Origin of the sequence: Streptomyces oceani (assembly GCF_001751245.1) — a bacterium.
Lineage (GTDB): Bacteria > Actinomycetota > Actinomycetes > Streptomycetales > Streptomycetaceae > Streptomyces > Streptomyces oceani.
This window is the reverse complement of sequence record NZ_LJGU01000150.1, coordinates 28,966-51,324: the sequence shown is the minus strand read 5'-3', so window position 1 is coordinate 51,324 and position 22,359 is coordinate 28,966. Positions and strand designations below refer to the sequence as shown.

Annotated in this window: 22 protein-coding genes and 1 pseudogene; 16 read left to right on the top strand and 7 right to left on the bottom strand. The window is 69.4% G+C overall.

Annotation, left to right across the window (positions count from 1 at the left end; all coding sequences use genetic code 11):
- Window positions 1–123 precede the first annotated feature (123 nt).
- Genes AN216_RS23200 through AN216_RS23190 form a run of 3 tightly spaced genes read left to right on the top strand, consistent with a single transcriptional unit; the run spans window position 124 to window position 7,288 of the window.
- Window positions 124–1,053, top strand: a complete 930-nt coding sequence (locus tag AN216_RS23200; RefSeq protein WP_070198664.1) for a hypothetical protein — start codon at window positions 124–126, stop codon at window positions 1,051–1,053.
- Window positions 1,050–3,191, top strand: coding sequence for a hypothetical protein (locus AN216_RS28395; RefSeq protein ID WP_070198663.1), 2,142 nt, complete (start codon window positions 1,050–1,052; stop codon window positions 3,189–3,191). Before AN216_RS23200 ends, AN216_RS28395 begins: the two co-directional genes overlap by 4 nt.
- The gene (locus AN216_RS23190) at window positions 3,188–7,288 is read left to right on the top strand and encodes a Tn3 family transposase (protein WP_070198662.1); all 4,101 of its coding nucleotides are present in this window, start codon (window positions 3,188–3,190) and stop codon (window positions 7,286–7,288) included. The genes AN216_RS28395 and AN216_RS23190 overlap by 4 nt, the downstream gene beginning before the upstream one ends.
- A gap of 368 nt (window positions 7,289–7,656) precedes the next feature.
- On the opposite strand, the gene AN216_RS31335 is transcribed toward AN216_RS23190, so the two are convergent.
- Together AN216_RS31335 and AN216_RS31330 are read right to left on the bottom strand one after the other, a co-directional pair.
- A complete protein-coding gene (locus tag AN216_RS31335) occupies window positions 7,657–7,830 on the bottom strand; it encodes a hypothetical protein (protein ID WP_244502616.1) in 174 nt (57 codons plus the stop codon).
- Window positions 7,821–7,961: a hypothetical protein gene (locus AN216_RS31330; protein ID WP_244502615.1), complete on the bottom strand. Its 141-nt coding sequence runs from the start codon at window positions 7,959–7,961 to the stop codon at window positions 7,821–7,823. Before AN216_RS31330 ends, AN216_RS31335 begins: the two co-directional genes overlap by 10 nt.
- A gap of 233 nt (window positions 7,962–8,194) precedes the next feature.
- Here AN216_RS31330 and AN216_RS31160 point away from each other — a divergent pair.
- The 10 genes and pseudogenes from AN216_RS31160 to AN216_RS23140 form a co-directional block, all read left to right on the top strand.
- Window positions 8,195–8,431: pseudogene (locus AN216_RS31160) on the top strand (alcohol dehydrogenase catalytic domain-containing protein); the annotation flags it as partial.
- A gap of 31 nt (window positions 8,432–8,462) precedes the next feature.
- Complete coding sequence (locus tag AN216_RS31155; protein ID WP_070198661.1) at window positions 8,463–8,654, top strand: hypothetical protein; 192 nt, start codon at window positions 8,463–8,465, stop codon at window positions 8,652–8,654.
- Window positions 8,655–8,750: 96 nt separating this feature from the next.
- Window positions 8,751–9,116 carry a GlcG/HbpS family heme-binding protein gene (locus AN216_RS23175; RefSeq protein WP_070198660.1) on the top strand — a complete coding sequence of 122 codons (366 nt, stop codon included), beginning with the start codon at window positions 8,751–8,753 and terminating at the stop codon, window positions 9,114–9,116.
- A 234-nt stretch (window positions 9,117–9,350) separates the two neighbouring features.
- On the top strand, window positions 9,351–9,908 hold the full coding sequence (locus AN216_RS23170; RefSeq protein ID WP_070198659.1) for a type 1 glutamine amidotransferase domain-containing protein: 558 nt from the start codon (window positions 9,351–9,353) through the stop codon (window positions 9,906–9,908).
- A 470-nt stretch (window positions 9,909–10,378) separates the two neighbouring features.
- Entirely contained in the window at window positions 10,379–11,572 is a 1,194-nt protein-coding gene (locus AN216_RS23165; RefSeq protein WP_070198658.1) for an alcohol dehydrogenase catalytic domain-containing protein, read from the top strand.
- A 544-nt stretch (window positions 11,573–12,116) separates the two neighbouring features.
- Window positions 12,117–12,425 carry a putative quinol monooxygenase gene (locus tag AN216_RS23155; protein ID WP_070198656.1) on the top strand — a complete coding sequence of 103 codons (309 nt, stop codon included), beginning with the start codon at window positions 12,117–12,119 and terminating at the stop codon, window positions 12,423–12,425.
- Between the two features lie 67 nt (window positions 12,426–12,492).
- On the top strand, window positions 12,493–12,660 hold the full coding sequence (locus tag AN216_RS29445; protein WP_170843204.1) for a hypothetical protein: 168 nt from the start codon (window positions 12,493–12,495) through the stop codon (window positions 12,658–12,660).
- Window positions 12,661–12,850: 190 nt separating this feature from the next.
- Complete coding sequence (locus tag AN216_RS23150; RefSeq protein WP_070198655.1) at window positions 12,851–13,876, top strand: recombinase family protein; 1,026 nt, start codon at window positions 12,851–12,853, stop codon at window positions 13,874–13,876.
- Window positions 13,877–14,376: 500 nt separating this feature from the next.
- Window positions 14,377–14,589 (top strand): hypothetical protein, encoded by a 213-nt coding sequence (locus AN216_RS28390; RefSeq protein ID WP_244502614.1) that lies wholly within the window; start codon window positions 14,377–14,379, stop codon window positions 14,587–14,589.
- A gap of 50 nt (window positions 14,590–14,639) precedes the next feature.
- Window positions 14,640–15,140, top strand: a complete 501-nt coding sequence (locus AN216_RS23140; protein ID WP_070198653.1) for a Pycsar system effector family protein — start codon at window positions 14,640–14,642, stop codon at window positions 15,138–15,140.
- Between the two features lie 107 nt (window positions 15,141–15,247).
- On the opposite strand, the gene metG is transcribed toward AN216_RS23140, so the two are convergent.
- The 3 genes from metG to AN216_RS23125 form a co-directional block, all read right to left on the bottom strand.
- Window positions 15,248–16,969 (bottom strand): methionine--tRNA ligase, encoded by a 1,722-nt coding sequence (metG, locus tag AN216_RS23135; RefSeq protein WP_070198652.1) that lies wholly within the window; start codon window positions 16,967–16,969, stop codon window positions 15,248–15,250.
- Between the two features lie 324 nt (window positions 16,970–17,293).
- On the bottom strand, window positions 17,294–17,941 hold the full coding sequence (locus tag AN216_RS23130; protein WP_244502613.1) for a potassium channel family protein: 648 nt from the start codon (window positions 17,939–17,941) through the stop codon (window positions 17,294–17,296).
- Window positions 17,942–17,975: 34 nt separating this feature from the next.
- Window positions 17,976–19,316, bottom strand: coding sequence for a TrkH family potassium uptake protein (locus tag AN216_RS23125; RefSeq protein WP_079166905.1), 1,341 nt, complete (start codon window positions 19,314–19,316; stop codon window positions 17,976–17,978).
- Window positions 19,317–20,245: 929 nt separating this feature from the next.
- Here AN216_RS23125 and AN216_RS23120 point away from each other — a divergent pair.
- Together AN216_RS23120 and AN216_RS30745 are read left to right on the top strand one after the other, a co-directional pair.
- Entirely contained in the window at window positions 20,246–20,518 is a 273-nt protein-coding gene (locus AN216_RS23120) for a hypothetical protein (protein WP_070198651.1), read from the top strand.
- Window positions 20,515–20,643, top strand: a complete 129-nt coding sequence (locus tag AN216_RS30745) for a hypothetical protein (protein ID WP_275522482.1) — start codon at window positions 20,515–20,517, stop codon at window positions 20,641–20,643. The genes AN216_RS23120 and AN216_RS30745 overlap by 4 nt, the downstream gene beginning before the upstream one ends.
- A 60-nt stretch (window positions 20,644–20,703) precedes the next feature.
- On the opposite strand, the gene AN216_RS28385 is transcribed toward AN216_RS30745, so the two are convergent.
- Window positions 20,704–20,949 (bottom strand): hypothetical protein, encoded by a 246-nt coding sequence (locus tag AN216_RS28385; RefSeq protein ID WP_212732745.1) that lies wholly within the window; start codon window positions 20,947–20,949, stop codon window positions 20,704–20,706.
- Window positions 20,950–20,995: 46 nt separating this feature from the next.
- On the opposite strand from AN216_RS28385, the gene AN216_RS23110 reads away from it, so the two are divergent.
- Window positions 20,996–21,979 (top strand): IS481 family transposase, encoded by a 984-nt coding sequence (locus tag AN216_RS23110; RefSeq protein ID WP_079166890.1) that lies wholly within the window; start codon window positions 20,996–20,998, stop codon window positions 21,977–21,979.
- Here AN216_RS23110 and AN216_RS27520 read toward each other — a convergent pair.
- Complete coding sequence (locus tag AN216_RS27520; protein ID WP_244502612.1) at window positions 21,976–22,338, bottom strand: hypothetical protein; 363 nt, start codon at window positions 22,336–22,338, stop codon at window positions 21,976–21,978. The genes AN216_RS23110 and AN216_RS27520 overlap by 4 nt on opposite strands.
- Between the last annotated feature and the right edge of the window lie 21 nt (window positions 22,339–22,359).

The following is a 22,359-nucleotide window of genomic DNA, read 5'->3' as shown; positions in this document are numbered from 1 at the left end:
GCGCTGTGACCCGTGCCACGGTGCCAGTGCCCAGTGGTGTGCACTCGCGCGGAGGGCACCGTCGGATTCTCGAGGCAGCCGGACAACGGCTCCGGGACGCCCCACTGCCGCGAGGAGACAGACATGCCCGCGCCCCTTTCCGCCCCGTACGGCGAGAGCCGGCCCCTTCCGCCGTACCGTGCCCTGTTCGCCGTGGACGCCAAGGACTTCACCGGCCTGCCGGCGGCGCAGCACGGCCCGGTCAGCGAACTGATCCCGCGGCTCGTCGACCACGCCCTGGAACGCGCCGGGCTGCGCCAGCTGCGGGACACCAAGCGGTTCCCGGCCAACACCGGGGACGGCGTCGTCTTCGGATACGACCCGGCGCACCTGCCGTTCGTGCTCTGGCCCTTCCTGGGCGTGCTGGACGAGGTGCTCGGCGACTACAACCGCCAGTCGGTGGGCCCACGTATCCGGCTTCGGGCGAGCGTGCACGTCGGCCCGCTGCCGGACGGGGACCAACCCGGCGACGGCAACGGCACGGCCCGCAACGACACCCACCGGCTCCTCGACTCGCGGCCGGTCAAGGCGATCCTCGCCGCCGCGAGCGAGGAGGTCACCCAGCTCGTGGCGATCGTCTCCGAGCGGGTGTACGAGGACGTCGTACTCGGCGCCTACACGGGCCTGCACCCCGACCGGTGCGTCGAGGTGCCGGCGACGGTGGACGGGAAGAGTTTCGCGCAGCGCGCCTGGCTGTACGTCCCCTCCCCCTCCGGGAACCTGGTCCAGGCCGGCCTCCGGGCACCCGGTGCCGCGGGCGCGGAGGAGGAGTCAGCCGACGAGGACTCCTCCTCCGGTGTACGGGAGGAGCAGCCGGCGGAGGTCGGTCCGGGCACCCGGTACACCGGCAACTCCCAGCAGGTGGGCGAGGGCGCCGCGGTCATGGGGAGCGTCGGCGGCGACTTCACCTACACCGGGCGCAGCACCTCGTACGAGGGCACCAACCAGCACTGGGGCAGCGGGGACAACGTCACGGGCGACAAGCGGGTCGACGGGCACGGGGGTGACCGGTGAGCGCGGCGGCGGCCACGGCCCGGGCGACGGGCGCGGGGGAGCGGCTGGACGAAGCCCCCCACGACGGCGACCACGAGGGCGCCGGCGAAGCCCCCCACGAGGGCGCCGGTCAGGAGACGACGGCCTTCCGGGACAACCGACAGCGGGTGGGGCAGGGCCTCGCGCTGATGGGCGGGGCCAGGGACATCATCAACGTGTTCGCTGCCGACCCCCTCGAAGAGGAACTGTCCGACCGCGTCCGCAAGCCGCGCCTGCGCGAGGGGCTGTACCCGGCGGACGAGGTGCGCTCCCGCCTGCACGGTTTCGTGCCACCGCCCTCCCACGATCGGTGCGTACGGGCGCTGGCCAGCCGGATCCTCGTGCTGCGCGCCGCCCCTGGCACGGGCGCCGGCACGAGCGCCTTCGCCCTGCTCGCCGAGAAGGCCGGCGGGGGACGTGTCACCGGCCTGGACTCCCAGCAGGACCTGTCCGCCTGGCGTCCCAAGCGGACAGGTGGCTATCTGTTGCAGGGCCCGCCGAGGAGCACGGCGGAACAACTCAGCGACGTGCTGCTCACGGGCCTCGCCGAGCTGCTGCGGGACGCCGGGGCCCACCTTGTCATCACCCTGGCCAAGGAGATCCGGCTGCCCGCCGAGACCGTACGCTGGCAGGTCACGCACGTGCCGCCGTCCGCACGCGAGGTGGCGGCCGGTCGGCTGCGCGGCATGGCCGAGGCCGGACGTCTCGATGAGGCACAGCTTTCCCGGGCGTTTCGTCAGCTCGACGCCCCGGACTTCGCCGACCACCTGCGTACGCACCCGCTGCCCGGCGACGCGGTCGACCTCGCGTCGGGGCTGTACGACTCCGCCGTCACCGGCGAACCCGCCGCCTCCGTCCTGGACGGCCTGCGTGCGGGCAGCCCGGCGGCGGCCCGCACGGCGCTCGGGCAGGCCCGGCACAGTGCCGACGACCTCTCCCTCCTGGCCGCCGTCGCCCTGCTGCCCGGACAGGACCGGACGGTGATCGAGCAGTTCGCCGCGCTGCTGCGGCCCCTGCTCAGCGCACGCGCCACCGGTCCGGGGGAGCCGGGCGTCGCCGCCGCGGCCGAACGGGACGTGCTCGGCCCGGCGTTCGAGGACCGACTGGAGGCCGTGGGGGCGCGGCTGCTCCCGGCGTACGGCGCCACCACGGGCCGGTACCGCTACCGGGTGCGCCCCGTCGTCTTCTCCGGGAGACACCGTGCCGAGACGCTGCTGAGACAACTGTGGCTGGACTACGAGGGCGTACCGGATCTCCTGTGGCAGGCCCTGGACGGGCTGCCGTACCAACCGGGTGTCGAGTTGGCGGCGGGCGAGTCCGTCGGCCGGGTGCTGGCCCACGCGACCGGGCCGCGTGCGCTGCGTCAACTGGCGCCGTTCGCCGCCTCCGAGAAGCGCTGGCGGCGCCGGCTCGTCGCGGTGGCCCTGGGCGAGTTGGTACAGCATCCGCCGGTCGCCGGCGCGGTCAGGGAACTGCTGCGGCAGTGGAGTCGGTACCCCTCGGGCCCTGTCCGCTGCACGGTCGCCGAGACCTGCGCGGGAAGCTACGGCCTGGCGCGTCCGGAGGCCGCCCTGCGCCTGTTGGACACGGTCCTGGAGGGTGCGGAGCCGGAGCTGGAACGTGGCCTGCGTGCCGCGGTCTCCTTCGCCCTCAGCACGCTGCTCAGCGAGGAGGCTCACCACCCCGCCGTACTGGAGCGAGTGGCGGACTGGCTGGCCGCGGGGCCGGGTACGTCGCGGCAGGCCATGGCCGGACACGTACTGGGGGCGATGAGCACCGCCACGTTCCCGCCGCCCGGCAGGCCCGGCGCCAGTCGCACCACCCTCGCCCAGGTGCTGGTCGCGCACCCGCGACAGGCTCTGGAACTCGTCGTCCTCGCACTGGACACCGCGGCCACCCACGAGGCGATGGCCGAAGGTCTGCGCCTGCTCGAGGACGATCGCGCCGGGTCCGGACCCGGGCCCGGACCCGGCCATCCGGGCGCGTCCTTCGACCAGTTCCTGTGGGCCCTGTCCCGCTCCGCCCGCGACCATCGCGGAGTGGCGCGCTACCTACTCCGCCGTCATCGCCGGCACCACAGCACACAAGGGCACGCCACACCAGGGAGGGCTTCGTCATGACCGGACCGCTCATCTCCCCCGCGACCTCCGCGCCGGTACGCCACCTGTGGCGCCAGCGCCTCAGCACCCGTACGGACCGGGCGCTGGTGTTCCTCTCGGACCAGGGCCAGGACCAACTCCAGCCGCCGCGCGGCGAGGACGTCTGGGGGTACCCGCGCCCCACGGTGGCTGAGATACGCAACGGCGAGTTCTTCGACGTCCAGTGGGTCTCCCTTACGGAACGCCGGTGCTCGGTGGACATCCAACGGCACGCGTCGGCGCAGCGGGCCCGCTACGAAGTGGCCTGGCGGGTCAGCAACCCGGTGCTCGCGGCCAGGAGCCAGGTCACCTCGGACGCCGTACCGCGGCTCATCACACGGCACCTCGGGGCCGGCGCGACCCTCCCCGAGGCCGCCGAACCCCTGCGGCAGGCCCCGTCCCAGCACGGCACCGCACAGGTCGAACCGCCCGGTCGGCCACGAGTGATCGACGGCGCCGGGCTGACCTACTGGTTTCTCGACCCGCCGACCGCCCTGCTTCCCGCCTCCGGAGTCGGCGCCGGACCACCCCTGCCGGCCGGCTTCGGCGAGGCCCACCGGGAGGCGTACCACTTCTATCGCGAGGTGGTGGCCGGCGGCCCGGTGGGGCTGGCCGCCCTGTGGCTCCTTCAACGCCCCGAGCAGGCCAGGGAGGTGCTGGAGTGGACGATGGCGAACCGTGGGGAACTCACTGACCGGGACGGCTGGGAGAGCTCACTCGCGGCGACCCTTCAGGGGTATCGCCGAGGTGAGCCCAAAAGGGGCCATGGGATGATCTTGAATCCGAGAGCCCCGGCCCGTCACCCATTCGGCTCAGTGTCGTTGGTGGTGATGTTGACCGTCGTCTGGGGCCTGGGGTGGGTTGTGACCTCGATCGAACGGACCGCGTATCCGCGGTTCAAGCGGCTGATCACCGCGCATGAGCTGTATCTGTTCTTCTCTCCGACACGCGATGAGCTCCAGTGGGCGTCGGATGCCACGGACTGCGATGAGCATCTGCTGGCCCTGCTGCTGATGCTGAAGTCGTATCAGCGCATGGGGTGCTTCCCGAAGCTGGAGGACGTCCCGGAGACGGTGGTGGAGTTCGTCCGGCGCCAGGTGGAGCTGCCGGAGGGCACGCTGCCGGTGTACCAGGCGGAGAAGACCGCCAAGAACCACCGGGGCCTGGTGCGCAAGCGGGTCGGGGTGCTCTACGACCAGGCGGAGGCCCGGCGGATCGCCGAGGAGTCGATCCGTAAGGAGGCCGCGGCGAAGAACCGCCCGGCGGACCTGATCAACATCGCGCTGGAGAAGGTGGTGGAGGCCGGGCTGGAGCTGCCGGCGTTCTCCACCTTCGACGCGATGGCCTCGAAGATCCGTCGCGAGGTGAACACGGCGATCTGCGACGGCATCCACGGCAGGATCAGCCTGGTGGAGCTGGCCGGTCTGGCGCGGCTGCTGGAGGAACGCGATGCGGACGGCACGACGCTGTTCAACCGGCTGAAGAAGCCGGCGCAGGGGCCGAGCTGGTCGCACTTCAAGCGTCTGACCAGCCGTCTGGAGTGGGTCGACGGCCTGGGTGACACGGACGTGTGGATGGAGGGTGTCGCCGCGGGGAAGATCACCGACTTCGCCGGGGAGGCGGATGCCGCCGACGTGGCGGAGCTGCGGGACTACAAGCCCGTCAAGCGGATCGCGCTGGTGGCGTGCCTGGTGCACAAGGCCCGGATGCGGGTGCGCGACGACCTGGCGACGATGTTCTGCAAGCGCGTCGCGTCGAAGATCAAGAAGGCGAAGGCGGAGCTGGAGGAGATCCGGCTGGCCGAGCGGGAGATCGTCGAGGCCCTGATCGGGAACTACCGCACCGTGCTGAAAGGCATCGACGTCGACGGCCCGGCCCAGGGCGCGTTGGCGAAGGCCGCGGCCATGACCGCCGAGGCCCGGGCGGCCTTGGACGGCCTGGACGAGGCGGCGCCGCTGGATGAGGTGGCCAGGCGGCTGGACGGGGAGGTCTCCCCGGCGCTCCTCGCGCTGGCGAAGGCCCTGGTGGTGCAGGCGGGCGGGCTCGGGGCGGTCACCCAGGCCGTGGAGGGCTCCGGTGGGTTCGCTCAGCAGTACGAGCAGATCGAGAAGGTCTCCGCCCATCACGGCAACTTCTGGGAGGTGCTGCTGTACGGGCAGATCGGCCGGGACCGGGCGACCATGTTCGACTTGGCCGACACGCTGGAGTTGACCGCCACCAGCGAGGACGGGCGGGTGCTGGACGCGCTCGCGCACGCCCAGCGCCACCAGGCGGCACGCGGCGAGTACATCACCGCCTTCGATGAGAACGGCCGGGAGGTCGATCTTTCCTTCGCCACCCAGAACTGGCGCCGGGCCGTGCTGGACAAGGCCCGGCCGGGGCAGTTCGTGCGCAAGCACTTCGAAGCGATGGTCTTCACCGCGCTGGCGGAGGAACTGCGCACCGGCGACGTGGCGGTGGTCGGCTCGGAGGAGTTCGCCGACTGGTCCAAGCAGCTGCTGACCTGGGAGGCGGTGCAGGAGAAGCTGGGCGCCTACCTGGTGGAGGTCGGCCTCGCCGAGGAGGGCGAGAGGGCCGAGTTCGACGCGCAGTTCTTCCGCCGGCAACTGGAGGACAAGCTGCGCAGCGCCGCCGCGGCGGCGGACGCCGGCTACCCGGACAACGAGGGCCTGGTCATCGACCCCGAGACGGGCATCCCCTCGCTCAAGCCGCACCGTTCGGAGGGCCAGCGGGCCTCGGCGAGGCGGCTGGAGGAGGAGATCAAGGCCAGGATGCCGGAGCGGTCGCTGATGGGGATCCTGGCCCGCACCGCGTACTGGGTGGAGTGGTGGCGGCGCTTCGGCCCGGCCTCCGGCAACGAGCCCAAGCTCACCGACCCGTTCGGCCGCTACGTGATCACGGTCTTCGTGAAGGGCACGAACATGGGCCCCTACGAGGCGGCCCGGCACATCCCCGGCGTCTCGGGGCATGAGCTGTCGTATACGGCGAACCGGCACTTCTCGACCGTGCTGCTGAACGAGGCGATCGCCGACCTGGTCAACGCGCACGCCCAGCTGGACATCTCCCAGGCGTGGGGCGACGGCACCGCGGTGGCCGCCGACGGCACCCACATGGACACCTACCTCGACAACCTGCTCGCCGAGACCTCCGTCAGGTACGGCAAGCCGGGCGGGATCGCCTACCACCACGTCTCGGACACCTACATCGCGCTGTTCACCCACTTCATCCCGTGCGGGGTGTGGGAGGCCGTCTACATCATCGAGGGCCTGCTGAAGAACACGAGCGAGGTCAAGCCCACCACGGTGCACGCCGATACGCAGGGCCAGTCCTACCCGGTGTTCGCGCTGGCGCATCTGCTGGGCTTCGACCTGATGCCCAGGATCAGGAACTGGAAGGACTCGGTCTTCTACCGGCCCAGCAAGCAGACCGAGTACGAGCACATCGACGCCCTGTTCGGGGAGCCGGGCAAGAACGTCATCGACTGGGACCTGATCGAGTCCCAGTTCCGGCACCTGATGCGGGTGGCCGTCTCCGTCCGGGAGGGCGCGATCTCCTCGGCCACGCTGCTCAAGCGCCTGCGGTCGGGCTCGAAGAAGAACGCCACCTACACCGCCTTCCGCGAGGTCGGCCGGGTGATCCGCACCGTGCAGCTGCTGCGCTACCTCTCGGATGCCCCGCTTCGCCGACGGGTGACGGCGGCGACCAACAAGGTCGAGTCCTTCAACCGGTTCTCGCAGTGGATCGGCTTCGGCAACCGCGGCGTCATCGCCGAGAACGACCCTGTCGAGCAGGAGAAGGCGATGAAATTCAACGCTTTGCTCACCAACACGGTCATTTTTCACAACGCCCTGGACATCGCCGAGATCGTCCGGCAACTGCTGGAGGAGGGCTGGACGATCGAGCCGGAAGACTTGGCGTGCATCTCCCCGTACCTGACCGAGCACATCAACCGGTTCGGCGAGTACTCCACACATGAGCTCGTTATCCAGCCGGAGGCGTACGACCCGAAGCTGGACGTGGACTTCACCCCGCTGCGAGAGCAGGACCCGACGGCGGCCGGCTTCGGTCAGGCCGCCTGATAGGCCGGGGCCGGGTCGTCGCCAAGACCACCCGAGTCATCGTGACGACCCGGGACGAGCACTCCCGATCCTGGGCATCATCTCCAACCCGAACACCCACGGAACTTGATCAAGCCCTGTTCGGGGTCGGCGCGGCCGTTAGAGCGGATCATCCAAGAGAGCCCGCCCGCCTACGCGGTCCCGTGCCTTCGGGACCGGGGTGATGAGGATCTCTGAACTGAAATCGGCCAGGGCCGCTCGTCGCCTCACTTGCTCCGTCGCTCAAGCGATTGGGGAGGTTCAACGAGCGTCTCGGAGGTTGTCGGCCGGGGCCGCCCGCTCGTGGAGTGTGCGGGCCGTGCCGGCGGGTCAAGGGCGCCGCCTGGTCGTCAGGGGAGTTTGTGGGCAAGGACGTCGAGTTGCACGACGGAAGGCGGTTGGGCGAATAGTTCTCCGGCTCGTTCCGCCAGGGCGCTGCCCAGGCGGCCGGCGAGGTGGGCCTGGCGTGCGTCGTCGTCGGGGAAGGCGTCGAAGATGGCGAAGGTGGACGGGCTCAGGCGCACGGCGAGCCAGGCGACGGTGCCGGGCTCCCCTGCACGAGGGCAAGGCCCTCGCGGAGAAAGGCGGTGACCTCTTCCTCCTTGCCGGGCAGGGCCCTGACCTGTACGTGCAGTGCGCCGTTGATGTCGGCCATGAGGGGGCTCCCTTCCGATGCTGGGCCGCCCGGAAGCGGCCGGGTAATGCAGTGATCGGTTGGCGTGGACCGGGTCTCCCGTACAGTCGCGTCGATATGTCGCTATCACAACTTTTGACATGGTTTTTGGGTGTGGGAGTGTGGATATGTGGCTCTGCCCGGTGGCGGCATCGCGCCCACCTGCAGCTCACTGCCGAAGCATGCCCAGCATCTACCGGGAGCGAGGGAGACCGATGAAGGCTCTCGTATACGACGGGCCCCGTGAGGTGCAGGTGAAGGACGTACCGGATGCGCGTGTCGAGCGTCCCACCGACGTCCTGGTGAAGATCACCACGACGAACATCTGCGGCTCGGACCTGCACATGTATGAAGGCCGTACCGACATGGAGACCGGCCGCGTTCTCGGTCACGAGAACATGGGCGAGGTCGTCGAGGTCGGCGCCGGCGTGGACAAGGTCCGGGTCGGGGACATGGATCAGTCTGCCGTTCAGGGGCCAGACCATGGGCACCGGACAGGCCAACGTGAAAGCCTGCAACCGGCAGCTCAGCGGGCTCATCGAGCAGGGGAAGGCCAAGCCGTCCTGGATCGTCTCCCACGAACTGCCACTGGATCAGGCCCCCGACGGCTACCAGCACTTCGACCAGCGCGACAACGGCTGGACCAAGGTCCTGCTCCACCCCGACGGCGGCTGAAGCGCCGGCGCGGCCCATAACCCGGGAAGCGACTTCAGGAAGGAGCTCGCACCATGACCAGCATCGAGACCGTCTCCCTTCGACGCTCGGCGGGTCATCGACGCGGGAGGGAAACGAGCGCAGGAACTCGGGCAGCCGAGCAACATCGCCGTGGTCGACGCCGGCGGCCACCTCGTCGCCCATGCCCGCATGGACGGCGCATGGCTCGGCAGCGTCGACATCTCCATCAACAAGGCCTTCACCGCCCGCGCCTTCGACATCAGCACCGCCGACCTCGCCGAGCACGCCGCTCCCGGGCAGCAGTTCTACGGCATCAGCGGCTCCAACCAGGGTCGCGTGATGATCTTCGCCGGCGGCCTGCCGCTCCACCGCAACGGACAGGTGGTGGGTGCCGTCGGGGTGAGTGGAGGGTCAGGGGACCAGGACCAGAGCGTCGCCCAGGTGGCTGCCGCAGGCTTGTGACCCCCGCGTATCCCGCCCGCGTCGCGCACCGCGCAGGGGAGCGCAGGAGCCGTGCGAAAGCCGTGTAGGAGAGCCGAGGAGAGGAGTCGTCATGACAGGCGGACGCCGGGGGGCGGATGTGCCGCCACCTCGGCCGGCGCCCCATCCCAGGACCGCCCGGACTACCCGCCCACCCGCTACGAACGGCGTTGACCGCCTCACGAGTCGGTGATCGCCTCAGGGGAGAGAACAGAAATGACGGAAGAACTACGCGGCCACCGCATCGCGATCCTGGCCACCGACGGTGTCGAGCGCATCGAACTCGAACAGCCCCGCGGCGCGCTGCACGGCGTCGGCGCCCAGACCGAACTCCTGTCCCCGCACGACGGCCAGATCAACGCCCGCCAGATGGACATCGACCCCGCGGGCAGCTTCCCCGTCGACAAGAAGGTCCGCGACGCGTCCGTCGACGACTACGACGCCCTCCTGTTGCCCGGCGGCACCATGAACCCCGACCAGCTGCGCACCGACCCCGACGCTGTCGCCTTCGTACGAGATTTCATGGCCAGCGGCAAGCCCGTCGCCACGATCTGCCACGGGCCGTGGACCCTCGCAGAGGCGGACGTCCTGCGCGGCCGGCGCCTGACCTCCTGGCCCAGCGTCCGCACCGACCTCCGCAACGCCGGCGCCGAAGTCGTCGACGAGGAGGTCGTCATCGACGGGTCACTCATCTCCAGCCGCGGCCCCCAGGACCTCCCAGCCTTCTGCGCCGCCGTCGTCGACGAGTTCACCCGCGCCCTGGAGCCCGCCTGACTGCCTCACCAGCCACCCGGGATCCCTTGTGGCGCCCATTCGCAGATCAGGTGGCCTGTGGGGGGAGAGATCCACTGAGCAGATGTGGGGTCACCCCCGAGCATGGAGTGGGCTTTTTCAGGGAGCCGCATCAGAGGCGCCGCGGCCGGCTCAAGGGTCAGGACCCGCGCGGGCCGGTCCGCCGGGCTCTGCGCGATTCCCGGGCGCTGCTCGAGACGGGCGAGGTACTCAGCCCCGACAAGCCGCCGACGACCCACCCCGGTATGACGTGCTTGGCCGGGAGCGTGACACGCAGCGTTAGTGGGTTGGCATTCAGGGCATAGAGGGGTCCGATTCCGGCGTGCCTACGTTGGGTGGCAGCCCCACGTTGAAGGATGGGCCTACGTCGGGCGGAGCCGAGGTCGCGAAGCCACCGGACCGACCCCCCGGCACTCCTGCGACCAGGTTCCCCGACATCAGAGGAGATCATCATGGCAAGCAGCAACCGCGCCGTCACCTTCCAGAACCCGAAAGACATGCGCGTCGAGTCTCTCGACTTCCCGAAGCTTCAGATGCCGAACGGGAAGAAGGCCCCGCACGGAGTCATCCTCAGGATCGTGGCCACCAACATCTGCGGGAGCGACCTGCACATCTACCGCGGGTCCTTCCCGGTGCCCCAGGGCATGGTGATGGGGCACGAGATGACCGGGGAGGTCATCGAGGTCGGCCCCGACGTCGAGTTCCTCAGCGAGGGCGACCTCGTCTCCGTCCCGTTCAACGTCGCCTGCGGCCGATGCCGCAACTGCAGGGCGCGCCGGACCGACGTCTGCGAGACCACGAACCCCAAGGTGTCCTGCGGAGCGTACGGCTTCAACCTGGGCGACTGGACCGGCGGCCAGGCCGAGTACCTGTTCGTCCCGTACGCCGACTTCCAGCTCCTGCGCTTCCCGGACAGGGACCAGGCCATGGCGAAGATCCGAGACCTGGCGCTGCTCTCGGACATCCTGCCCACCGCGTTCCACGGTCTCATGGAGGCCGGTGCCAAGCCGGGCTCGACCGTGTACATCGCCGGCGCCGGCCCGGTCGGCCGCTGCGGCGCAGCAGCCGCGCGCCTCCTCGGGGCGTCCTGCATCATCGTCGGCGACTACCACAAGGACCGCCTGGAGCTGGTGAAGAAGAACGGCTGCGAGACGATCGACCTGAGCCAGGACGCAGCGCTCACCGACCAGATCGAGGCCATCCTGGGCGAACCCATGGTCGACTGCGCAGTCGACTACGTCGGCACCGAGGCACACGGCATCGGCCGCGAGGCCGAGGACATGGACCCGGCCTACGCCCTCAACCAGGTGATCGACGCCACCCGCGCGGGCGGAGCCACCGGAGTCATCGGCGTCTACGGCCCCGACCCGCTCGCGAAGTCGAAGGCCGAGCAAGAGGGAACGTACCCGATCGACTTCGGCAAGGCATGGATCAAGTCGCCGCGGATCACCGCCGGGCAGGCACCGATCATGCACTACAACCGCGAGCTGATGATGGCGATCCTGTGGGACCGCATGCCCTACTTGAGCGCCATGCTCAACACGAAGGTGATCAGCCTCGACGACGCCCCCGACGCCTACGCGACCTTCGACACGGGAGTATCCGAGAAGTTCGTCATCGACCCCCACGGCCTCATTCCCGCCTGAGGCCCGCTCCCCTCCACTCCCGCCCGCAGTCCCCGTTCGGGGAGCCTGCGGGCCGGACCCCTGCCTTGCTGGCGCATCTGCGAGCGCCATCCCGCGGCCGACACAATGGGCAAGGAGCACGAATGGACGCGCCCCCAGACCCACCACAGCGCCGCCCGCGCATAAGCTCGGGCGCTCCATCGCGGCCTATGACTCCGCCGCGAGGCGCAGCGAGCCGTCGACTTCCTCTGCGACGAGGGCTTCGAGATCGAGCACATGCCCATGTGGGACGCGGCCTCGTCTCCCACATGGGCGGGGGACACGCGTGGGTGGGCAGCGTCAACATTTCGATCGACAAGACCTTCACAGCGCGTGTCTTCGACAGTCCGACGAGGGGTTTCTACGGCGTCCGGGGCTCCAACCAGGGCCGGATGATGATCTTCGCTAACGGTATCCCGCCGGGGGCAGCGGCGAGCAGGATCAGACGGTCGTCGAGGCGGCCGTAGCGGCGTTCTGATCATCGCGACAACGCGAACCGAGCAAAAGAAGAGGAGAGAGACCCAAGATGGCAACGCAGGTCAGCAAAGCGCTTCTGGTACGTCTCGAAGCACTGCCCGGCAGGGAGGACGACGTCCGCGACTTCTTGAACCAGGGGCTGTCGATCGTCGAGGGGGAGCCCAAGACCGTCAGGTGGTTCGGAATCCAGTTCGGACCCTCGTCGTTCGGGATCTTCGATGCCTTTCCCGACGACGACGGGCGCCAGGCGCATCTGTCGGGTGAGGTCGCGGAAGCGCTCGGTGAGAACACGGGTGAGCTCTTCGAGGAGCCCACGATCGAGCAGCTCGATGTCGTCGTGGAGAAGCAGCCCGCGTAGAGCAGGTGCTACCCGCGGGGCGGCGTGGCCCAGGAGCTGGCCCTCGGCGGTGCCGCCCTCGCCGACGGTGAGCAGGACGCGGGCGGACGCGGTGTGGCGCGGGCTGTGGTCGGTCAAGCGCGGCGCCTACCGCAATCAGCCGCTCGGCGACCCGCACGATGCCGTCGCCGACTGCAAGCTGCTTCTTGCGAAGCTCGAACAGATGGCCCAGTCCGTGCCCGCACCCCGCTGGTGATCTTCTCCGCGCGTGAGCGAGGGCCAGAGCCGCACGCGAGGTTACTCTCACAAACGGTCCTTTGCCGGAGCAAGATCGACAATAGGCCGCCGGGCCCGCATGGATCTTGGTTCGGTTCTCAGAATTCGTTCTCACTCAAAAGCGGGACGGACCCCCTTCTGAGACTTGCATTGTGCGAAGATCCGGGCCTATGACGGACCCTCAGCAGCCATCCCCAACCGACCGGTCGGACGCCGACGACGTCGAACAGCAGACCTGTCCGAAGTGTGACGCACAGCCCGGCTCGCCCTGCCGCTCGCGTGGCGGCGCGGTCGCCTCCGCCTACCACACCCGCCGCTTCACGATGGTGCCCCGGCTGAAGAAGGCGCTGAGGGTGCCGACCCCGGCCGACCGCGGGCCCGGCCGGCCGTGGCGGCCGGGCACCCCGCCGCCGGCGCCGATCGACCCGGATCTGCCGAGCGCGGACATCCGCATCGGGTACGCGCGGTGCTCGACGCTCGGGCAGGAACTCGACTCCCAGCTCGACGCGCTCGCCAAGCACGGCATCCCCCGGGACAAGATCTTCAGCGAGAAGATCAGCACCCGGGTCCGGGTCCGCCCCCAGTTCGAGAAGGCGCTGCGGACCGCGCGGGAGGTCAAGGCGCACGCCCCGCACTGCCGGGTCATCTTCACCGTGTACGAGATGAAGCGGCTCGGCCGTGACGCCGCCGAACTCACCGCGCTCGCCGACCACCTCACCGCGCACGGCCTGGTGCTGGAGATGCTCGCCGGGCCTCTGCCCGGCATCTACGACCCCACCGGCCCGGGCAAGCTGCTGTTCGCGTTCTTCGCGGCGATGGCGGAGACCGAGCGGGAGAACATCCGGGAGTCGACGCTGGAAGGGCTCGACACCGCGGCCCGCAAGGGCAAGCACGGCGGCCGGCCCCCGGTCATCACCGACGACATGCTGCACACCGTGCTCCGGCGCCGCGCAGGCGGCGAATCCGTCGAGCAGATCCAGCCCGACCTGATCATCCCCACCGGCAAGCGCAAAGGCCAGAACCCGTCCGTGGCCAGCATCTACCGGGCACTCGCCGAGCACGCCAAACGCGAGGCGTACCCGGAAGCCGTCGAGGCCGCGCACGCCGACTTCGCCGCCCTGAAGGCCGCGGGCGACGTCCCTCGACCCCGCCCGGAGCGTGTCCTCAGCACCGAAGAGACCGTGAAAACCCGGTAAACGTGCTGATCAAAGCCCTCGATCACGGCCCTCCGCTACTCAAGATCACTCCAAGGCCAGAAGTGGCGCGCGGACGGCCATGGGCGTAGACCGGAGGTATGGCTGGCACCCAGCGGGCCTGCGCGATGTGCCACGGGCCGCTGCCTTCGGGCTCGGCGCCGCGGCGGCGGTACTGCTCGACCGCGTGCAAGTCGGCCTGGTTCCGGCAATACCGCCGTTACGGCCGTGGCTTGGACCTCATGGCCGTCCACACGATCGGGACGGGACCCGCCTGCCGGACGTGCGGACGCCGTCTTGCTCCCGGGTATTTTTCACCTGCTCTGACCAGCTGTTCTGCTCTGGCACCTGCCGGACGGCGGCCTGGAGGAAGCGCGAATGGGCAGGTTCGGCGGACATTGGTGTGTGACGGCTACGCGATCCGGTGGCCCCCCGCCGACAGGTGCTTAGCGTTACTGGCTGTCCCGCTGGACCACGGCCGGCTCCCTGTTCAAGATCATCCCATGGCCCCTTTTGGGCTCACCTCGGCGATACCCCTTCAGGGGCTCACCGAGGAGGACCGGAGCTTCGTCGGCGTCCACTTGGCACAGGTCCTCAGCGATATCGGCGTGCCCCACGGGGACGAGGTCCTGCGCCGGATCGGGGACGATGGCGGGACCGAGGGCACGGGCGCGGGCGTACGCCACCCCGTCAACGGCGCGGTGGAGCCGTGGTGAGGGGCCGGGCCGCGCGTCGAGGAGCCGGCGCGCCGGAGGAGGTCGCGGCCATGGCCCGGGAGCTGATCGCGCAGAACCACCTGGAGATCGGCCGGGCCGACGGCAAGGCGACCGTGCTGCTGGCCACCGCGGGTTCGCTGCTGGCGCTGCTGCTTCCGCGCGGCCCGCTAGGGGCGTCCTCCTGGCACGACCTCCTGTGGTGGACCGCGACGGTCTCCACGACCGTGGCGCTCCTCTTCCTCCTCCTCGCCCTGCTGCCCCGGCAGGGGAGACCCCGGCGGGGTAGGGCACAGCACGGGAGGGCACAGCGGCGCCGGCATGTCCTCGCCTACTACGAGGATGTCGTACGGGCGGAACGACGGGCCGAACTCACGGCCGGCCTCCGCGAGGGCAGCGCCGACCCGCGGCCCCGGCTCGCCCGCGCCCTGGCGGACACCAGCGGCATCGCCCGTACGAAGAACCGCTGGATACGGCACGCGGTCCGGATGCTCCTGCCGGCGATCGCCGTGCTCGGCTTCGCGCTCGTCACGGGCTCGGCCGGGCCCGACTGAGCCGGCGCCGGGGCGGCGGGCCGAGGAGGGCGAACGCGGACCGTGACCGGGCGAGGAGGCGGGCGGGCCGCTGGCCGCCGTGGCAGCTGTCGGGAAACCGAGAGCGGTCAGTCCGACTCGGGCTCCCCACCGAAGCGTTCGCGGTAGGCATCCAGGTCGTCCTCGGTGATCTTCTGGAAGAGCACCGGCGGCACCGTGAAGTCCGTACCCACCGGCACCGAGTTCAGCGACCGGGCCCGGTCGGAACTCACCCACGTCGCCGTGTCCTCGGACAGGGCGAAGGCGTCGCGCATGGTCCTGGCCGCGGTCGGGACGAAGGGCTCGGAGAGGATCGCGTAGAGGTGGATGAGGTTCATCGCGGTCCGCAGGGTCAGGGCCGCGGCGTCCGGGTCGGTCTTGATCTCCAGCCAGGGAGCCTTTTCCTCCAGGTAGACGTTCCCCGCGCTCCAGAGCGCGCGCAGGGCCGCCGCCGCCTTACGGAAGCGGAGCGCGTCCAGGTGCTCCTCGTACTCGGTGAGCAGCTCGGCGATGTCCCGTCCCAGCTTCTCCTCGGCCTCGCCCGGTTGTCCGCCCTCCGGCACGCTGTCACCGAAGCGCTTGCGGGAGAAGGACAGCACGCGGTTGACGAAGTTGCCCAGGGTGTCCGCCAGGTCCTTGTTGACCTGGGAGGAGAAGAACTCCCAGGAGAAGGAGGCGTCGTCCGACTCCGGGGCGGCGGCCATCAGGAAGTACCGCCAGTAGTCGGCGGGCAGCAGCTCCAGGGCGGCGTCGGTGAAGATGCCGCGGTTCTGGGAGGTGGAGAACTTGCCGCCGTAGTAGGTGAGCCAGTTGAAGGACTTGACGAAGTCGACCTTCTTCCAGGGCTCGCGCGTGCCGAGCTGGGTGGCCGGGAACATCACCGTGTGGAACGGCACGTTGTCCTTGGCCATGAACTCCGTGTAGCGCACGGCGTCGTCGACGTCGTACCACCAGGACTTCCAGTCCCGCTCGTCCGGTTGCTCGTCCGCCCACTCCTTGGTCGCGCCGAGGTACTCGATCGGGGCGTCGAACCAGACGTAGAAGACCTTCCCCTCCGCCGCCAACTCCGGCCAGGTGTCCGCCGGAACGGGAACGCCCCAGTCCAGGTCGCGGGTGATGGAGCGGTCCTGGAGGCCCTCGGTGAGCCACTTGTGGGCGATGGAGGAGGACAGGACCGGCCACTCGTCGGTGTGGGCGTCGACGAACTCCTTGACCTCGCTCTCCAGGCTCGACTGGAGAAGGAAGAGGTGCTTGGTCTCGCGCATCTCCAGCGCGGTGCTGCCGCTGATCGTCGAGCGGGGCTCGATGAGGTCGGTGGGGTCCAGCACCCTCGTGCAGTGCTCGCACTGGTCGCCACGCGCCCTGTCGTAACCGCAGTGCGGACAGGTGCCGATGATGTAGCGGTCCGGCAGGAAGCGGCCGTCGGCGGCGGAGAACATCTGCCGCACGGCCCGCTCCTCGATGAAGCCGTTCTTGTGCAGCTGCCGGGCGAAGTGCTGCGTGATCTCGACGTTCTGCGGTGAGGAGCTACGGCCGAAGTGATCGAAGGCCAGGCCGAAGCCCTCGTAGATCCGCCGCTGCACGTCGTACTGCTGCGCGCAGAAGTCCGCCACCGGCAGCCCGGCCTCGGCCGCCGCCAGCTCGGCGGGCGTGCCGTGCTCGTCCGTGGCACAGATGTACAGCACGTCGTGACCGCGCTGGCGCAGATAGCGTGCGTACACGTCGGCCGGAAGCATCGACCCGACCATGTTTCCCAGGTGCTTGATCCCGTTGATGTACGGCAGCGCGCTGGTGATGAGGTGTCGAGCCATCCTCGGATGCTCCAATTGGTCTTGCGGCACCGGTGGGTGCCACGACGGGTGCGGCCGGGCGAGTCCCGAGGGCGCCAGCCACGTCGCTGGAACACGTCACTGGCACGTACGACGCGTCCAGCAGCCGTGCACTCTTCGTCATGGCGCGCTACTACGGGCTGCCCCCATCCTAACGACTCCCCGGTGTCGCCCCCGAAGCGGATTTCCGCGTCCCGGGCCCGCGCGGGCCGTCTGTGCGTGGAGGAACGAGCGGGCACACGGCACGCGAGAGCTTGGGCGGATGGTTCGACCCAGCGGATGGCTCGGCCTCAGACGCCTTGGGCCCTACTGGAGTTCGCTGAAGCGTTCGGTCGCGCGGGTGCGTCCGGCCACGATGACGGTGTCGGCCGCCTCCACGACGGTCTCCGGGGTGGCGTAGGTGAAGCCCTCACCAGGGCGTTTGATGGCGACGACGGTGACGCCGTACCGGGACCGTACGGCGCTGTCGGCGAGCGGGCGACCGATGATGTCGGCGGGGAGCTTGGTCTTGACCATCGCGAAGTCGTCCTCGAACTCGATGTAGTCGAGCATCCGGCCTCGGACGAGGTGGGCGACGCGCTGGCCCATGTCGTGCTCCGGGTGGACGACGTGGTGTACGCCGAGCTGGGTGAGGATACGACCGTGGGCCTCGCTGGTGGCCTTGGCCCAGACGTTCTCGATACCGAAGGAGATCAGCAGCGAGGCGGTGAGGATGCTGGCTTCCAGGTCGGTACCGATGGCGACGACGGCGCGGTCGAACTCGTGGACACCCAGCTGGCGCAGGGCGTCCTCCTTGGTGGAGTCGGCCCGCACGGTGTGGGTGAGGGAGCCGGCGAGGGCTTGGACGACTTCGGTGTTCTCGTCGATACCGAGGACCTCCGTCTCCTCGTCGACGAGTTCCAGGGCCAGGGCGTGGCCGAACCGGCCCAGGCCGATGACGACGATGGAGCCCACGGGCCTCGCGTGGCGCTTTCCGGGGCGGGGTTTCCTAGCCAATGACGGGTCGCTCCTCGGGAAGGTCGTACAGGCGGTCTCGGCTTCGCAGGGCGAGTGCGGAGGCGATGGTGATCGGGCCGAGCCGGCCGATGAACATCAGTGTGATCAGCAGCAGCTGAAGGCCCGACGGTAGGTCGGCGGTGATGCCGGTGGACAGTCCCACGGTGGCGAAGGCGGAGATGACCTCGAACAGCGACTGGTCCAGGCTGTACTCGGTGACGACCATGAAGGCCATGGTGGAGGTGGCGACGGCGGCCACGGACAGCAGTACCACGGTCAGGGCCTGACGCTGAAGGTCACCGTGCAGGCGGCGGTTGAAGATGTTGACCGCTCCCTCCCCGCGGATCTCGGCGTAGATGACGAAGGCCAGCACGGCGAAGGTGGTGACCTTGATACCGCCGGCGGTGCCGGCGCTGGCGCCGCCGATGAACATCAGTACGTCCATGCCCAGCCAACTGGCGGGGTTCATCTGGGAGATGTCGACGCTGTTGAAGCCGACGGTGCGGGGCATGACACTCTGGAAGAAGCCGGCCAGGAGTTTCCCCGGCGTGTTCAGGGGACCCAGGGTCGCCGGGTTGGACCACTCGACCGCGGTGATGAAGACGGTGCCGCCGAGCAGGAAGACCCCCGTGGCCCACACCACGATCTTGGTGTGCAGGGACCAGCCGCGCGGCCTGCGCAGTCGGCGGCGCAGCTCGAACAGCACGGGGAAGCCCAGCCCGCCGGCGATGACCGCCAGCGCGATGGGCAGACAGATCCACGGATCGGTGACGAAACCCATCAGGCTGTCGGATCGCAGCGCGAACCCGGCGTTGTTGAACGCCGAGACGGCGTGGAAGACACCCAGCCACACCGCCCGCGGCCAGGACTCGTCGTAGGCGGTGGCGAACCGCAGTACCAGCACCAGCGCGGTGATCGCCTCCAGGAGCAGGCTGACCTTGACCACTCCGGTCACGACCGTACGGACGTCGCCCAGCCCCAGGGTCTTGGTCTCAGCGGCGGCGGTCATGCGTGTCTTGAGGCCCATGCGGTGCGAGACCAGCAGGACCAACAGGGAGGCGAAGGTCATGATGCCGAAGCCGCCCACCTGGATCAGCCCCAGGATCACCGCCTGCCCGAAGCCGCTCCAGTAGACGGGAGTGTCCACCACGATCAGGCCGGTCACGCACACCGCGGAGGTGGAGGTGAACAGGGCCTCCAGCGCACCGGCGCCGCCCGGCCCGGACCGGGCCACCGGCAGCATCAGCAGACCGGTCCCGATGGCGATCGCCGTGGCGAATCCCGCCACGACCACCTGCGCCGGATGTCGAAAGCGCGGCCACTGACGAGTCACCACAACGATTCTCCGCTCCGCGGGCAGGCACCACGAATGTTGGTGCGTGAAGACGATAGTCAACGCCCGCACGGTCTCGGCTCGGGCCTCCGCCGGCGGGCCGCAGCCGCGCCGGACCGGGCGCGGCTGACCGGGCGCGCTGGACCGGGCGCGCCGTACGCCCCTGAACGGCGCGCCCTCTGTCCCCTTCCGCGCGGGACGACGGCAGGCCAGGCCGGGAGGGAAGCGCAGACCCGGCCTGACGCGCCGTGAAGTCGCGGGATCGGCTGGGATCTCAAGCAGCGAGCCGCGCCAGGATGTCGCCAAAGGACCCGGAAACGNAATTTGTGGAAGCACTCCGCGCCGACTGGCCCAGTTCCCCTCCGGAGCCGCTCGTCGCAAAGTCCCCGGGAGCCGCATCCGGGGCTCGGCTCCCGAACGGCTCTCGAACGATCTCCAGAAACCCGTCAGGGGCCTGACCCGCGATGCGGATCAGGCCCCTGACCTGGTGTTTCATCAGTCGGGGTGGCGGGATTTGAACCCACGGCCTCTTCGTCCCGAATGAGGTTCGGTTACTGATCTTGCCAGCGCGGATGGCGTTTGCCCTGGTCACGGGCTTGCCCTCGGTTGGTGCAGGGCTGCCCGGGGCGGCCCCGGGGAGCCGGTCGGCTCCCATGTGGCTCCCAAGCATGTATCAGCGATGCGCTCCCACAGGTCGCTTCTGAGGTGACCGCAGCTCGCCGGCGCCGGACACTCTGATCACCGTCAGACAGGCCACTGGGCCATCGCCATCTGCTACGACGACCTATCCCGGCATGGTTAAGCTCCCTCGGGGCCGAAGAAGGACGGGTGCGGTTCCTTTCCGGGGAAGGGTGAGCCGGGGTTTTGCTGGTCGGGGGTGTGGTGGGGTGGTGGTGTCTCTACCGTGCGGGTAGAGGAGGCGGTGCCGGATGGGCTCGTCGATCGGGGAACTGGAGGCACGGCAGGCGGAGGTGCACTCCCGGGTGGCAGAATTCGAGGAGGAGATCGTGGCGTTGACGGCCCTGCTGGAGGCTGAACGGGAACGGCTGGCGCGGTTGACGGTGACGCGGGAGACGCTGGCCGAACTCGCGGCCGAGGGGATCGCCGTCGATGCGGCCGCGGTGGCTCCGCCGTCGGCGGAGCCGGTGGGCGGGGGTCAGGTGGTGGGGGTGCAGACGGTGCACGTGTGGCAGGAGGGATGACCAGTGTGGATCTGCCGCCGGTCTACCGCGACATCGTCGACGTGGTCGACGACGCACCTGCGTCGTTGCAGGCCAAGCAGATCGTGCCCCGGCTCGGGCTGGCGGCAGTGACGTCGAAGACCTAAGGTCCTATGTTCCTTTAGTCAAAGGACGGCGAACCGCCTGGAGTTGCCGATCTTGCAGCATTATACGGGGGGTAGGGCTCCTGCGGCGGTGAGCTTCCGGCGGCGTAGGAAGGCGAGGACCGCTACGGCCCCGAGCGTCATCCACGCCTTTCCGAGGATCTGCCCTTGCAGGAAGTCCAAGGAGCCGAAGGCCATCCTGAGGAAGATCAGACTGTCGGCGACTAGTTGTTGCGGGTCATGAGGTTGTAGGCGCTGGGGCCGGTAAGTAAGGGGCGGGTCCTTGGGCGGCAGGATGAGAACTGCCAAGTCACCCATCCGCCGGCGAAAGGACCCGCTTGGGTATCCCACCATAATGCCCCCGTTGTCCGTTGAAGGACGTCGTCGTCTGGTCCGCCGATGCCAGGACCGTCCGATCACCCACGTCGCTGCGGAGATGGGCATCTCACGGGCCTGCGCAAGCAAGTGGGTCAACCGGTACCGCCGCCACGGCGACCTCGGCCTGCTCGACCGGCCCAGCACTCCACGGCGCCAGCCCACACGGACACCGAGCCAGACGGTGGCCCGCATCGAGTCGATGCGCCGTGAGCACAAGTGGTCAGCTGCCCGCATCACCTTCGAGTTGCAAGCTGACGGCACGGTGATCAGCCGCCGCACCGTCACCCGCCACCAGCTCGGACTCAATCGCCGCCGCTTCATCGACCCCGACGGCGGCATCAACCGCACACCCCGCACCATCCGCGCCCGCTGGCCCGGGCACATGGTCCACCTCGATGTGAAGAAGACCGGCCGTATCCCCGACGGTGGCGGATGGCGGGCCCACGGACGCGGCAGCGACCACGCCAAGCACGTCGCCCGCACCAAGACCCGGGGCAACGGGCCTGGCTATGTGTATCTGCACTCAGCCATCGACGGCTTCTCCCGGTTGGCATACACCGAGGCACTGCCGGATGAGAAGGCCACCACCGCAGTCGGCTTCATGCACCGGGCCCGAGCGTTCTTCGCCGCCCACGGCATCGACCACATCCAGCGGATCGTCACCGACAACGACGCGTGCTACCGCGCCAGCGATTTCGCCCGAGCCCTGAACGGGTCCCGGCATCAGCGGATCACGCCCTACACACCCCGGTACAATGGCAAGGTCGAGCGCTACCAGCGCATCCTGGCCGAGGAGTTCCTCTACGCCCGCGTGTGGACCTCGGAAAGCCAGCGGGCCCACGCCCTGGGCACCTGGAACGTCCACTACAACTACCATCGGCCCCACTCTGCCGCCGGGAACCACCCACCCGCCTCCCGACTCCACACAGGCGTCACCAACCTCATCGCCTCATACACCTAGTCCCACCGCGTTCGAGGCGAGCATGGCGACAAGGAGCCCTCGTGTGCGGAGCGGCTCGTAGACGGCGAAGTCCATCGTCTCCGCGACGGCGAATGCGGCGGCCGATGCGAAGGCCAGGGCCGGGTCGGCCAGGAGGAGACGACAGTGCCGAGGGCGATCGCTGCGAGGATCGCACGGCGGCCCGCGGCCTCACGGGCGAGGTCGCGCAGCACCAGGGCCAGGCCCACCATGTAGACGCCGGCCGGGGCTTCATAGCCGAAGCCGACGGGCAGGGCGCCGATGTGAGTGACGGCCGGGATGGTGGCGATGTAGGCGGCGAGCGTCGCGATTCCGGCAGGAGCAGGGATGTTCACGATCATTTTCTTTCTTGTCGTGACAGG